This window comes from Sodalis praecaptivus (assembly GCF_000517425.1).
GTDB lineage: Bacteria > Pseudomonadota > Gammaproteobacteria > Enterobacterales > Enterobacteriaceae > Sodalis_A > Sodalis_A praecaptivus.
In genome coordinates, this window is record NZ_CP006569.1 from 3,182,223 (window position 1) to 3,195,529 (window position 13,307).

General features: G+C 58.5%; 13 protein-coding genes and 2 tRNA genes. 6 read left to right on the forward strand and 9 right to left on the reverse strand.

The annotated features are described in order from the left end of the window. The first annotated feature begins 7 nt into the window (after nucleotides 1–7). The 4 genes from galT to gpmA all read left to right on the forward strand — a co-directional run bounded on the left by galT (nucleotide 8) and on the right by gpmA (nucleotide 4,118). Nucleotides 8–1,060: a galactose-1-phosphate uridylyltransferase gene (galT, locus tag SANT_RS14025; RefSeq protein WP_025422918.1), complete on the forward strand. Its 1,053-nt coding sequence runs from the start codon at nucleotides 8–10 to the stop codon at nucleotides 1,058–1,060. Further along, nucleotides 1,057–2,205 (forward strand): galactokinase, encoded by a 1,149-nt coding sequence (gene galK / locus SANT_RS14030; protein WP_025422919.1) that lies wholly within the window; start codon nucleotides 1,057–1,059, stop codon nucleotides 2,203–2,205. The genes galT and galK overlap by 4 nt, the downstream gene beginning before the upstream one ends. Then, nucleotides 2,199–3,245: a galactose-1-epimerase gene (gene galM, locus SANT_RS14035; protein WP_025422920.1), complete on the forward strand. Its 1,047-nt coding sequence runs from the start codon at nucleotides 2,199–2,201 to the stop codon at nucleotides 3,243–3,245. The genes galK and galM overlap by 7 nt, the downstream gene beginning before the upstream one ends. A 120-nt stretch (nucleotides 3,246–3,365) precedes the next feature. Further along, entirely contained in the window at nucleotides 3,366–4,118 is a 753-nt protein-coding gene (gpmA, locus tag SANT_RS14040) for a 2,3-diphosphoglycerate-dependent phosphoglycerate mutase (RefSeq protein WP_025422921.1), read from the forward strand. 79 nt (nucleotides 4,119–4,197) lie between these two features. Here gpmA and aroG read toward each other — a convergent pair whose 3' ends face one another. After that, nucleotides 4,198–5,250, reverse strand: coding sequence for a 3-deoxy-7-phosphoheptulonate synthase AroG (gene aroG / locus SANT_RS14045; RefSeq protein ID WP_025422922.1), 1,053 nt, complete (start codon nucleotides 5,248–5,250; stop codon nucleotides 4,198–4,200). Nucleotides 5,251–5,541: 291 nt separating this feature from the next. Between aroG and SANT_RS14050 the strand changes: the two genes are divergently transcribed. Both SANT_RS14050 and zitB read left to right on the forward strand, forming a co-directional pair. Then, nucleotides 5,542–5,910, forward strand: coding sequence for a YbgS-like family protein (locus SANT_RS14050; RefSeq protein WP_038668596.1), 369 nt, complete (start codon nucleotides 5,542–5,544; stop codon nucleotides 5,908–5,910). A gap of 680 nt (nucleotides 5,911–6,590) precedes the next feature. Continuing rightward, nucleotides 6,591–7,598, forward strand: a complete 1,008-nt coding sequence (gene zitB / locus SANT_RS14055) for a CDF family zinc transporter ZitB (protein WP_025422924.1) — start codon at nucleotides 6,591–6,593, stop codon at nucleotides 7,596–7,598. Nucleotides 7,599–7,734: 136 nt separating this feature from the next. On the opposite strand, the gene SANT_RS24560 is transcribed toward zitB, so the two are convergent. The 8 genes from SANT_RS24560 to tolB form a co-directional block, all read right to left on the reverse strand. Beyond that, nucleotides 7,735–7,974, reverse strand: a complete 240-nt coding sequence (locus tag SANT_RS24560; RefSeq protein WP_025422925.1) for a hypothetical protein — start codon at nucleotides 7,972–7,974, stop codon at nucleotides 7,735–7,737. Beyond that, a complete protein-coding gene (locus tag SANT_RS14065; protein WP_025422926.1) occupies nucleotides 7,964–8,698 on the reverse strand; it encodes a metallophosphoesterase in 735 nt (244 codons plus the stop codon). Before SANT_RS14065 ends, SANT_RS24560 begins: the two co-directional genes overlap by 11 nt. A 195-nt stretch (nucleotides 8,699–8,893) precedes the next feature. Beyond that, nucleotides 8,894–9,940, reverse strand: a complete 1,047-nt coding sequence (nadA, locus tag SANT_RS14070) for a quinolinate synthase NadA (protein WP_025422927.1) — start codon at nucleotides 9,938–9,940, stop codon at nucleotides 8,894–8,896. A 257-nt stretch (nucleotides 9,941–10,197) separates the two neighbouring features. Next, nucleotides 10,198–10,273 (reverse strand) — tRNA-Lys (locus tag SANT_RS14075). Between the two features lie 82 nt (nucleotides 10,274–10,355). Next, nucleotides 10,356–10,431, reverse strand: a tRNA-Lys gene (locus SANT_RS14080). Nucleotides 10,432–10,608: 177 nt separating this feature from the next. After that, nucleotides 10,609–11,397 (reverse strand): cell division protein CpoB, encoded by a 789-nt coding sequence (gene cpoB, locus SANT_RS14085; protein ID WP_025422928.1) that lies wholly within the window; start codon nucleotides 11,395–11,397, stop codon nucleotides 10,609–10,611. A gap of 9 nt (nucleotides 11,398–11,406) precedes the next feature. Further along, nucleotides 11,407–11,925 carry a peptidoglycan-associated lipoprotein Pal gene (pal, locus tag SANT_RS14090; RefSeq protein ID WP_025244345.1) on the reverse strand — a complete coding sequence of 173 codons (519 nt, stop codon included), beginning with the start codon at nucleotides 11,923–11,925 and terminating at the stop codon, nucleotides 11,407–11,409. Between the two features lie 43 nt (nucleotides 11,926–11,968). Next, a complete protein-coding gene (tolB, locus tag SANT_RS14095) occupies nucleotides 11,969–13,261 on the reverse strand; it encodes a Tol-Pal system beta propeller repeat protein TolB (RefSeq protein WP_025422929.1) in 1,293 nt (430 codons plus the stop codon). Nucleotides 13,262–13,307 lie beyond the last annotated feature (46 nt).

Sequence of the window (13,307 nt, forward strand, 5' to 3'; positions counted from 1 at the left end):
AGATCTTATGCAACCGTTTAATCCCGTCGATCATCCCCATCGACGTTATAATCCCTTGACCGGTCAATGGATCCTGGTTTCACCTCACCGGGCCAAGCGCCCCTGGCAAGGCCAGCAGGAAACGCCTTCAGCGCAAACCCTGCCGGCGCACGATCCGGACTGCTACCTTTGTCCGGGCAACACCCGCATTACCGGCGATCGTAATCCCGATTACCGCACCACGCACGTGTTTACCAACGATTTTGCCGCGCTTATGCCGGATACCCCCGACGCGCCGCCCAGCGATGATCCGCTGTTTCGTAGCCAAAGCGCCCGCGGTACCAGCCGGGTAATCTGCTTCTCTCCGGACCACAGTAAAACGCTTCCCGAGCTGTCGCTGCCGGCGCTTGAGGCGGTGATCGCCACCTGGCGCGAGCAAAGCGCGGAACTGGGTAACACCTATCCCTGGGTACAGGTGTTTGAGAACAAAGGCGCCGCCATGGGCTGCTCCAATCCCCATCCCCACGGGCAGATTTGGGCCAACAGTTTCCTGCCCAACGAAGCCGAACGCGAAGACCGTTTACAGCGAGAGTATTACCGGCAGCAGGGGTCCTCCCTGCTCTTGGACTATGCCGCCCGTGAGCTGGCCGACGGGGCGCGCACCGTAGTAGAGACGCGCCACTGGCTGGCGGTCGTGCCTTACTGGGCCGCGTGGCCGTTTGAAACGCTGCTGCTGCCCAAACGCCCTATTCAGCGCCTGCCCGATCTTGACGGCGAGTCAAGCGCCGACCTGGCGCTGGCCCTGAAAAAGCTCACCAGCCGCTACGACAACCTGTTCCAATGTTCTTTCCCTTACTCCATGGGCTGGCACGGCGCGCCCTTTACCGACGGCGACCATGCACATTGGCAATTACATGCGCATTTTTATCCGCCGCTGCTGCGCTCCGCCACGGTACGTAAATTTATGGTCGGCTATGAAATGCTGGCGGAAACCCAGCGCGATCTGACCGCGGAACAAGCCGCCGAACGCCTGCGCGCGGTCAGCGAAAATCATTTTCGGCAATCTGGAGCCTCAATATGAGTTTACAAAACACCACTGAAACCGTTTTTCGCGACGCCTTTGGCTATGATGCCACCCTGACGGTGAAAGCCCCCGGCCGGGTTAATCTCATCGGCGAGCATACCGATTATAACGACGGCTTCGTGCTCCCCTGCGCGATCGATTACGAGACGGTGATTAGCTGCGCCCGCCGTGACGATCGCAAAATTCGGGTTATTGCCGTGGACTATGACCGCCAGCACGATATTTTTTCTCTGGATGAGCCAATTTTATCCCATGCCGATCAGCAATGGTCCAATTATGTTCGCGGGGTGGTAAAACATTTACAGCGGCGGGATGGGCGTTTTGGCGGCGCCGACCTGGTGATAAGCGGCAATGTCCCCCAGGGCGCCGGCCTGAGTTCGTCGGCGGCGCTGGAGGTTGCCGTGGGCAAAGCGCTGCAATCGCTTTATCACCTATCGGTGGATAACGTGGCGCTGGCGCTTAACGGACAAGAAGCGGAAAATCAGTTCGTCGGCTGTAACTGCGGCATTATGGATCAGCTGATTTCTGCGCTGGGCAAAGACAACCACGCTTTGTTAATCGACTGCCGTACCCTGGGTACGCGCGCGGTGCCGATGCCGGACAATGTCGCGGTGGTGATCGTCAATTCCAACGTCAAACGCGGCCTGGTGGACAGTGAATACAACGCCCGCCGCGAGCAGTGTGAAACCGGCGCGCGCTTCTTCGCGGTGGAAAAACTGCGCGATGTCGCGCTGGAACAATTTGAGGCGGTGGCCCATGAACTCGATGACACGGTCGCCAAGCGGGTGCGCCACGTGTTAAGCGAAAATGCGCGCACGCTGGCCGCGGCCGATGCGCTGGCGGCAGGCGATCTTAGGCTGATGGGCCGTTTGATGGCTGAATCTCACGCCTCAATGCGCGACGATTTTGAAATTACCGTGCCGGCCATCGACACCCTGGTCACGATCATCAAAGGGGAGATTGGCGAGGCGGGCGGCGTACGTATGACCGGCGGCGGTTTCGGTGGTTGCGTCGTGGCGCTGGTGCCCGCCGACCGCGTAGAGGGCGTACGGGCGGCCGTGGCAAAACACTACCAGCCACAAACCGGTTTGCAAGCAACGTTTTATGTCTGTCACGCCAGTGAAGGAGCAGGGGTATGCTGAAAGAGTATGAATCGGGCCAGGCGCCCGACGGCCAGCCGTTTCGGCTGGTCACCCTCGGCAACGACCAGGGGTTTCAGGTCATCCTGATGGACTGGGGCGCGACCTGGCTCTCCTGCCAGGTGCCGCTACTGGCGGGGGGGACGCGCGAAGTTCTGCTGGGTTGTCCCACCCCGATGGACTATTTGCGCCAAAACGCCTACCTCGGCGCCACCGTCGGCCGTTATGCCAACCGCATTCGCGGGGCCACATTGAGCCACGACGGTAAGCGTTTTACGCTGGCCGCCAATCAGGGCGAACATCAGTTGCACGGCGGGCCGGAGGGGTTCCATAACCGCCGCTGGCAGCAGGTGGAGCAGGATCAGACCTCGGTGCTGTACCGGCTGCATTCCGCCGACGGCGATCAGGGCTATCCGGGCAATCTGGTAGCGGACGTACGCTATACCGTCACCGAGGATAACGCGTTACAAATCGATTACCACGCTACGGTGGATAAGCCCTGCCCGGTCAATCTCACCAATCACGGTTATTTCCACCTTGACGGCGCCAACAGCGATATTCGCCAGCAGCGCCTGCAAATCATGGCCAACCAATATCTGCCGGTGGATAGTGAGGGCATTCCCTGCGCCGATCCGACCGATGTTGACAACACCGGCATGGATTTCCGCCAGCCAAAAACGATCGCCGCCGACTTCCTGCGCGATCGCGATCAGCAGCGCATGAAGGGTTACGACCACGGTTATCTGCTGTATCCGGGCCTGAGCAGCGCCGAGGAACCCGCGGCCCGTCTTTGGTCGGCCGACGGCGAAGTCCAAATGGAGGTGTTTACCACAGCGCCGGCCCTTCAGCTCTATACCGGCAATTTTCTCGCCGGCACGCCGGCTCGCCAAGGCGGCGAATATCTCAACTACAGCGGCGTCGCGCTGGAAAGCGAATTTTTACCCGACAGTCCCCATCATCCAGAATGGCCGCAGCCCGCATGCTGGCTAAAGCCGACGGAAGCCTACGCTTCGCAAACCCGTTACCGGTTCCTGGCGCTGTAAACGGTTTGCTTGTGAGATTTATTCCTGCTGTCGGCCCCCTGGCGGTTGCCGCCTGATATAAGCAGGCCATATAATGCGTGGAGTTATCATGAAAATCTTAGGACTTTGAGGAGTCGCGTAATGGCTGTAACTAAACTGGTTCTGATACGTCACGGCGAAAGCCAGTGGAACAATGAAAACCGTTTCACCGGTTGGACCGATGTTGACCTGTCTGACAAGGGCCGCACCGAAGCGAAGCAAGCGGGCCAGGTACTGAAAGCGGAAGGCTATGTGTTTGATTTCGCCTATACCTCTGTACTGAAGCGCGCCATTCACACCCTGTGGGGCGTCCTGGACGAACTGGATCAGGCCTGGCTGCCGGTGGAAAAATCCTGGCGTCTAAACGAGCGCCATTACGGTGCGCTGCAGGGACTTAATAAAGCCGAAACCGCGGAAAAATACGGCGATGAACAGGTAAAACAGTGGCGTCGCGGTTTTGCGATCACCCCGCCGGAACTGACCCGCGAGGACGAGCGTTTCCCGGGACACGATGCGCGTTATGCCAACTTGACCGCCGCCGAACTGCCCACCACCGAAAGCCTGGCGTTAACCATCGATCGCGTGATTCCTTACTGGAACGAAACGATTCTGCCTCGTATGAAGAGCGGTGAACGGATCATTATCGCCGCCCACGGCAACTCCATTCGAGCCATGGTGAAATTCCTGGACAATCTGAGCGAAGAAGAGATTCTGGAACTGAACATTCCGACCGGCGTACCGCTGGTGTACGAATTCGACGACAATATGAAGCCGATTAAGCACTACTACCTCGGCAACGCTGACGAGATCGCCGCCAAGGCCGCCGCGGTCGCTAATCAGGGTAAAGCGAAATAACCGACGCGCCCCGCTGAGGGCGCCAAGACGACGCCGCGCCGGCGCCGCCCTTATCGGGGAGGTCCGGCGCGGTTTTTTTTTAGTTCTGCCGGCGCGCGCGCACCGCCTGCGCAAGCTGCTTCAGCATGTTTTCGGTATCGTCCCAACCGATGCAGGCGTCCGTCACGCTCTGGCCATACACCAGCGCACCCGGCTCGGCGCCCTGGTTCCCTTCCACCAGATGACTTTCCACCATCACCCCGATAATACCGGTTTCACCCGCAGCTAACTGTTCACAGACATCTTCCGCCACGGTCATTTGCTTTTTAAACTGTTTGCTGCTGTTGGCGTGACTGCAATCGATCATCACCAGCGCCGGCAGCCCGGCCTTGGTGAGCCCTTCCTTCACGGCCTGCACGTGATGGGTGCTGTAGTTGGGCTCGCGGCCGCCGCGCAAAATGATATGACAGTCGGCGTTGCCGCTGGTGTTGACGATAGCGGAATGCCCCCATTTGGTGACCGACAAAAAGCAGTGCGGCGCGCCGGCGGCGTTGATGGCGTCAATGGCAACTTTAATGGTGCCGTCGGTGCCGTTTTTGAAACCCACCGGGCAGGAAAGCCCGGAAGCCAGCTCACGGTGCACCTGAGATTCGGTGGTGCGGGCGCCGATGGCGCCCCAGCTCATCAAATCAGCCAGATATTGCGGGGTGATCATATCGAGGAACTCGCCCGCCGCGGGCAGGCCGCTGTCGTTAATCGCCAACAATAAACGGCGCGCGATACGCAGACCCTCGTTGATTTGGAAACTGCCGTCCATGTGGGGATCGTTGATTAGCCCTTTCCAGCCGACCGTGGTGCGCGGTTTCTCAAAGTACACCCGCATGACCACCTCCAGCTCGCCGCTCAGGCTTTCGCGCAGTTTAAGCAGGCGTCCGGCATATTCAAGAGCGGCTTGCGGATCGTGAATCGAACAGGGGCCAACCACTACCAGTAGACGATCATCATTACCTTTGAGGATCTTGTGAACAGCCGAACGCGCGGCGGAAACGGTGCTCGCAGCGCGGTCCGTCGCCGGATATTTTTCCAATAATGCTACCGGCGGCAGCAACTCGTTGATCTCGGTAATGCGTAAATCATCATTTTGGTAATTCATGTTAAATCTGCTTAGCTCCAGGCACGACGACAAGATTAAAAAAGGCGATCCAATCTATCCCTTGTGGTGCAGGCTGTAAATCCACAAAGCGTTATTAAAAGCCAATAAATTTGATATTGGCTAATTCTTTACTATGCTTAATTTATGATAAGCCAAAGATAACCGGCACTTAACTCCGGTCAGCGCCGGCTTTCATTTTTTTTCGCAGCGGGATGCTCTGTGTCTCGACATTCTCTCTCCAACAGGTTTTTACCTGCGGGGCTTTACCAAAACGGGTTAAGAGGAAAAACTATGCAGACGAACATCAGCAAAAAAATGGCAATGCTTTTTCTTACCACGGCTATGACGCTCGGGAGTGGCGCAGTACTGGCGGCACCCGGCACGGGATCTAACGCGGGCGGCAGCGACGGCGGCGTGCCTGAACTGCAAAATAACGCCCCCAATAGCGTTGATAATAAAGATATCAATAATAGCAGCACTAACACTAATACCACCGGCACCACCACCGGTACCGATGCTTCCGGCCTGAATAAAACCGAGCAGCATAAAAACACCATGTGTAAAGACGGCCGTTGCCCGGACGTCAATAAGAAAGTAGAAACCGGTACCACCGGTACCGGATCGCCCGACGGTACCAAAACTGACGGTACAACGCAGTAAGCCGCGACGGAAGCCGCGACGGGACTGTCAGCCGGCTTCGTTGCCCGCCCTCCGGTCGGTTCGTTGCACGCCCTCCGGTCGGGCAGATAAAATCAGGCGCTGCCTGATTTTTTTTTACTCGCGTGGCTTCGTCGCCAGCAGCTGGACAAGCCGGGCCAACGATTTTGCCAAGCGCGTTCTGGGATTGACTAGCCCTCTACGGGTCTCTCGCTCCCGCTCCGAGGCAAGCGGAGATGGCCCGCAGATGCCAGTACCCAGCCGATGCCTGTACTCAGTAGTCGCCTGTATCCAGCGGATGCCTTTAGCCAGCAGATGATTATGCCTGTACTCAGCAAATGCTTGTGCCTGTACTCAGCAGATGCTTGCGCTTGTGTCTGTACTCAGCAGTCGCCTGTGCCTGAACCCAGCAAATGATTGTGCCTGTACCCAGCAGATGCTTGTGCCTGTACCCATGGGGGAGCGGCGCACGCGCAGGCGTGAAACCTCTACGCGTATACCCGGAAGGCGGAGCCTTGGCCGCGATAGCGGGCGACAATGCGTAGGTGAAAACGCGAGGACTAAGCCTAAACTGATAGGGTAATGCGGCCAATAACCGATATACTCTGTAGGCTACCCGGGCCGAGAACGAACACAGGCGAAGCGGCCAGCGGCCGTTTAGCGCCAGACAGACAGGAAAATTTATGCCGGCAGATCCTCTCCATTCCCACGCACCTGTAGCCGCAACGCAGGCGCACCACGGCGGTCACCGCGGGCACCGACATGACCACCCGTCCCCTGATGCGCAAACGGGCGCGCATAAACGCCTGCTGGCGGCTTTTGTCGTTACGGCGCTGTTCATGCTTGTCGAGGCGGTCGGCGGCTGGCTATCGGGATCGCTGGCGTTGCTGGCGGACGCCGGGCATATGCTGACCGATACCGCCGCGCTGCTGATGGCATTGCTGGCGGTACGTTTTGCCGCCCGCCGACCCAATAGCCGCCACACCTTCGGTTATCTGCGTTTGACCACGCTGGCGGCGTTTCTCAATGCGCTGGCGCTGCTGTTTATCACGGTGATGATCGTCTGGGAAGCCGCGCATCGCTTTCTCGCCCCCCAACCCATCGCGGGCTGGACCATGATGTCCATCGCCGTCGCCGGGCTGGTGGCGAACATAGTCTCGTTCTGGCTGCTGCACGGCGGCAGCGGCGAAAAGAATATTAATCTGCGCGCGGCGGCGCTGCATGTTTTGGGGGATTTGCTTGGTTCGGTCGGCGCCATTATCGCCGCACTGGTGATCCTCTATACCGGTTGGCTACCCATCGACCCGCTGCTGTCGATTCTGGTTTCTTGTCTGGTGCTGCGCAGCGGCTGGCGGTTGCTGCGTGAAAGCCTGCACGAGCTGTTGGAAGGCACTCCACAGCAGTTTGATATTGAGAAACTCAAGCGCGAAATGACGCGCAATATCCCCGAAGTGCGCAATATTCATCATGTCCATCTCTGGCAGGTCGGCGAGCGGCCGTTAATGACGCTGCATGTGCAGGTCATTCCCCCCCGCGACCATGACGGGCTCTTGCACCGCATTCAGGATTATCTGCTGGAGCACTATCACATCGGGCACGCGACCATCCAAATGGAGTATCAGCGCTGCGAAGAGGATCATTGCGTTATCCATCAGAGCGCGGTGAACCTGCACGCCCATCACCCTCATTAACCTCGCTGGATCCTCGGCCGGGCCGTAACCCGGCCAAAGGGTTGACGTTGCCGCCGACTCTTTCCCTTTTGCTAGGCAACCGCTAATCGCGCGCCGAAGGGGGTGGCCCGCAGCCAAAACCGAGGGCTGTTCGCCGCTAGCCGGTAGCCCAGCTGAAAATTGTCTGCTGATTCTCGATAGCCGATAGCCAAAAACACCCGGTGTTGGCCGATTGTCGATTAGCGATAGCCGATAGCCAAAAACACCCGGTGTTGGCCGATTGTCGATTACCGATTGCCGATTGCCGATTGCCGATTGCCGATTGCCGATTGCCGATTGCCGATTGCCGATTGCCGAACAAGGTTAAACCGAACGTGGCGGCGGAATCAAACGACAATAAAGTGACTCGCCAGGGAGCCGTTTGCCAGGCGGTGGATCATCAGCGCGGGGGGATCGGCCACGGGGGGGATTGTCGCCGACCCCAACCACAACGGGTTGGCGGGGCAAATCGAGCCAGAGAGGTAGGCGGGTATGCCCGCCAGCGTCCCTGCCGCGGGGCGATGCGCATGGCCTGTCGCCAGCGCAAGCGGTCGACGCGGATGATCGCGCAGTAGCGTGCCCAACGCCGCCGATCCTCCGCACATGATGCGATCCATGGGCGCGATACCGCACTCAAACACGTGATGATGTAAAAACAGCAATGACGCCGCGGGCCCTTTTGCCGACAACGCATCGCGCAGCCACGGCAGATGTTCCGCCACCTGACCCGCCGCGGTTCCCTCCACGGTAGTATCCAGGCCGATAAGACGCAATTCTTTAAAATCCACCGCAAAATGTAGCGGCCCCTTTCCCCCGTCGGTCCAGTAGCGCGCGTTCAAGACGGTGCGCATAGCGGCCCTGTCATCGGAATTCCCCGGTAGTATAAAAGCGGGATAGGGTCGGGTAGCCAGTCGAGCCGCTATCGCCGAATAGCCCTCGATCTCGCCATTATCTATCAGGTCGCCGGTGAGGACGAGAACGTCCGGCGCGATCCTATCAAGCCATGCCAGGGCACGATCCAGCCGGGACAGGTTATCGTTATCGGCTGCCGCATGAATGTCTGAGATTTGAGCGATAAGCACGTCTGGCTCCTGTCATCGCGCCCGCTACGGCCACGTGGCGCCGGTTTGCGGCCTGCTAAGCCGAGCTCGCCCGCTCAGGCGCAACCCGCGCACCACTCTGCGCGGCTGTCAGCTCAGGCATCAATATTTACCAGGCAGCCTGTTTAGCTCAGCCAGGGCCCCCGTCTGCACGGCGGCCCGCCCCCCGCAATAATCTTAGCGGCGCTTAAGGTCGGCCGCGAAAGCCAGCATCCGATTCAACGGTACCAGCGCCCGCTGACGTACGGCTTCCTCGACACGTATCTCATGCTCCACGCCGCCCCGTTCAAGCCCCGCCGCGATAGCCTTGAGCCCGTTCATCGCCATCCACGGGCAATGCGCGCAGCTACGGCAGGTGGCACCCTCCCCGGCGGTCGGGGCCGCCAATAAGGTCTTCTCCGGGCACGCCTGCTGCATTTTGAAAAAAATGCCGCGATCGGTGGCCACAATCATCTGCTGCTGCGGCAATGTCTTGGCCGCCTGAATCAGCTGGCTGGTGGAACCGACCGCATCGGCCAAATCGACCACCGCCTGCGGTGATTCGGGATGGACCAGCACGGCCGCGTCGGGATAAAGTCGTTTCATACGGCGCAGCGCCTGGGTCTTAAACTCATCATGCACGATACAGGCGCTTTGCCAGCACAGCATATCCGCGCCGGTCTGTTTTTGCACATAGCGGCCAAGATGGCGGTCCGGCGCCCAGATAATCTTCTCTCCCAGGCTGTCGAGATGATCGATAAGCTCAACCGCGATACTGGACGTCACTACCCAGTCGGCGCGCGCTTTGACCGCGGCGGAGGTGTTGGCATACACCACCACCGTTCGATTCGGGTGAGCATCGCAAAACGCGCTGAACGCCGCCTCCGGGCAGCCGAGATCGAGCGAGCATTCCGCGTGCAGCGTCGGCATCAGCACGGTTTTTTCCGGGCTTAAGATCTTGGCGGTTTCACCCATGAAGCGCACGCCGGCCACCAGTAGCGTGGTGGCCGGGTGGCTGCTGCCAAAACGCGCCATCTCCAGCGAATCCGCCACGCAGCCGCCGGTTGCTTCCGCCAGCGCCTGGATTTCCGGATCGGTATAGTAGTGGGCCACGATAACCGCGTTGCGCGCCTTTAGCAGACGTGCAATGCGCTCCCGCAAGCCGGCCTTTTCCTCCTCCTTCAACGCCGCGGGTTTGGGCGGGAAAGGATAAAGGGTGGCAAAGTCGTCGATTAGTTCACTCATCGCTGCTCTCTGGCGCTATGCGGTCGCCGCACCGGGCCCTTTAAGAGACAAGTGACCGGCTGGCGAAGGTCTGGGTTTTGTATGCTAAACAAAATACGAGATTTATGGCCGGTTGTCGCGCCTATTTTGTGCGTTATGGCGAAAAATTGTTTAGTGGGTAACACAGACACGTCTTCAAATCGTGCGTCAGGGGCTCATTCGCGCGGACGGCGACGGCTAACATAGAGAGTGAGTGAGAAATAAGGTAATCAAAAGAGTGGTGGGTCGTGCAGGATTCGAACCTGCGACCAATTGATTAAAAGTCAACTGCTCTACCAACTGAGCTAACGACCCGCCGAGTAAGGCGTGTGCCGAGGCACAAGGGCTATAAGGGGTTCATCTCTGGCAACGCTCGGCGCGCCTGGAGGAAATATCGTGGTGGGTCGTGCAGGATTCGAACCTGCGACCAATTGATTAAAAGTCAACTGCTCTACCAACTGAGCTAACGACCCCGATACCCGATGACAACCGCGGCCAGAGGAAATCAGCTTTCCCCGGGCAACGGCGGCATATATTACTTATTATAAATTTTGACGCAACCATTAATTAGTTCAAGCGCGGCCAACTGTCTGATCTTCGAGCATTCTGAGCCGTTTTACGCCGCCCTGCCCCGTTTGAACCCGTCATGGTTACAGACCCGCCAGCCGTTTTTGCGCCTGTTTGGCCGCCTCGGCGCTGGGATACAGTTTTCCGACCTGCTGATAAACCGCCCGGGCTTTATCTTTCTGGCCTTTCTCCTGCATGATGACGCCCACCTTCAACAGTGCGTCGGGCGCTTTGGGGGATTTGGGGTAGGTCTTCGCCACCAGGGCGAAATAATAGAGCGCGTCGTCTTTTTTACCCTGATTATAATTGAGCTGCCCAAGCCAGTAATTGGCGTTGGGTTGATAGGTGGAATCAGGGTAACGTTTAACAAAGTTGCGGAACGCGCTTATGGCCTGGTCGTACTGTTTTTTCTCCAGCACCAGCGCCACCGCCTCATTGTAGTCGGTGTTGGCGTCGCCGCTGCCGGCGGTGGCCGTGCTGGCGGCCGGCGCCGCGCCTTGGCTGCCGTCGTCGGTGGACGTGGAGGCCTGGGGCTGACCGTCTTGCGAAGCGGCCGGCGCTTGGCTAGAGAGGCTGTCCATCTGCTGGTAGATCTGTTTTTGCCGCTCGACGACCTGCGACAGCTGGTATTGGTTTTCCTGAATCTGGCCGCGCAGCGAGTCGATATCGCGCTGATTATCGGCGAGCTGCTGCTGAAGTTGGGTTAGCAGTTGACTGTGCGCATTGGAAATACGCTCAAGTTGAGTGACCCGGTCATCTACCGAGCCGGAGCCGACATTACTGATTGGCGCTTGGGCGGTAGCGGCCCAGGGGACCGCTACGCCAACCAATAACGACAGACTCAACAGATAAGGTCTGAAGTTATTGCTCATGCAAGACTCTTAGTAAACCAGGACGGCACGACGGTTTTTGGCGTAAGCCGCTTCGTCGTGACCCAGTACGGCCGGTTTCTCTTTACCGTAAGATACGATAGCGATCTGATCGGCGGAAACGCCTTTACCCTGAAGATACATCTTCACGGCATTGGCGCGGCGTTCGCCCAGGGCGATGTTGTATTCCGGCGTACCGCGTTCGTCCGCGTGGCCTTCAACGGTCACTTTGTAGGACGGATTGCTGCGCAGGAAATTGGCGTGAGCGTCAAGCATCTGAGCGAATTCAGAGCGGATATCGTATTTATCCAAATCGAAGTAGACGATATTGTTGCGCTGAAGCTCTTGCATCTGCAGACGCGCCTGCTCGTCGGACGACGCGTTGTTGCCGTTCATGTCCATGCCAGTGCCAGCACCGGCGCCCATGGCAGATTCGTCGCCATTGTTGGCGCTTTTGTGAGAACTACATGCGGCAATCGCCAAGACCGGCACCGCCAACATCAGCCCTTTCAGCACTTTGTTCAGTTGCATCTCATATTCCTTTTATAGTTTGCCATACATATTTACACATGCATCACAGATACGGCGACCAGGCAGGAAATTTGACCTGTCCATCGGTTGCCGGAAGACGCGCTTTGAAACGCCCATCAGTCGAGACCAGCTGTAACACGGAACCCAGCCCTTGCGAAGCGCTGTAGATAACCATTGTGCCATTGGGAGCGACGCTAGGCGTCTCATCCAGGAACGTGTCCGTCAATACTTGTACGGCTCCCGTTGCCAGATCCAGTTTAGCGATATGCTGCGCGCCATTGTTGCTGCTGACCATAGCCAGGAACTTGCCGTCCGAGCTCACGTCGGCATCCTGATTCTGGGAGCCTTCCCAGGACAGGCGCTGCGGCGTACCGCCATTAATATTGATTTTATACACCTGCGGACGGCCGCCCTGGTCGGAGGTATACGCCAGCGTCTGGCTGTCCGGGAACCAGGTCGGCTCCGTATTGTTGCTGCGGCCGTCGGTCACCTGACGAATCTGACCCGATCCTAAATCCATCACATACAAATTCAGGCTGCCGGTCTTCGACAGCGCAAAAGCCAGCTTGCTGCCGTCCGGCGAGAAAGCCGGCGCGCCGTTATGCTGCGGAAAACTCGCCACCTGACGAACAGCGCCGCTATCCAGCGTCTGGATAACCAACGCCGAGCGGCCGCTTTCAAAGGTGACATAGGCCAGCTTGCTGCCGTCGGGGGACCAGGCCGGCGACATCAGCGGCTGCGGCGAACGGTGCACCGGCGTCTGGTTATAACCGTCGTAATCCGCTACCCGCAATTCATAGGGGAACTGGCCGCCGTTGGTTTGCACCACGTAGGCGATGCGCGTGCGGAACGCGCCCTTAATGCCGGTCAACTTTTCAAACGTTTCATCGCTAACGGTGTGCGCTGACCAACGCAGCCATTTGCGCGGCGCTTTAAATTGGTTTTGCGCTAAAATCGCGCCAGGATTACCCGAAGTATCCACCAATTGATAAGACACCATATAGCTGCCGTCCGCGCTCGGCTGCACCTGCCCCACCACCACGGCGTCGATACCCAACGCCGTCCAGGCCGCCGGGGTAACTTCCGCCGCGGTGGCCGGCTGCTGCGGCAGGCGGGAAGTGTCTAGCGGGTTGAATTTACCGCTGTTGCGCAGGTCGGCGGCGACAATGCCACCGATATCTTCGGGCGCCGCACCGGGCCCCGCCCACTTAAACGGCACCACCCCGATGGGTCTGGCGGAATCCACCCCTTGGGTGATCAAAATACGCACTTCCGCATGCAACACGGAAGCCCATAAAACCAACAAACCTAACGCTACTCGAAATGCCTGCTTCATTTCATCTCCCAAACCGACGCCAGGGCGGCGGTCGCAATTGCAGAAT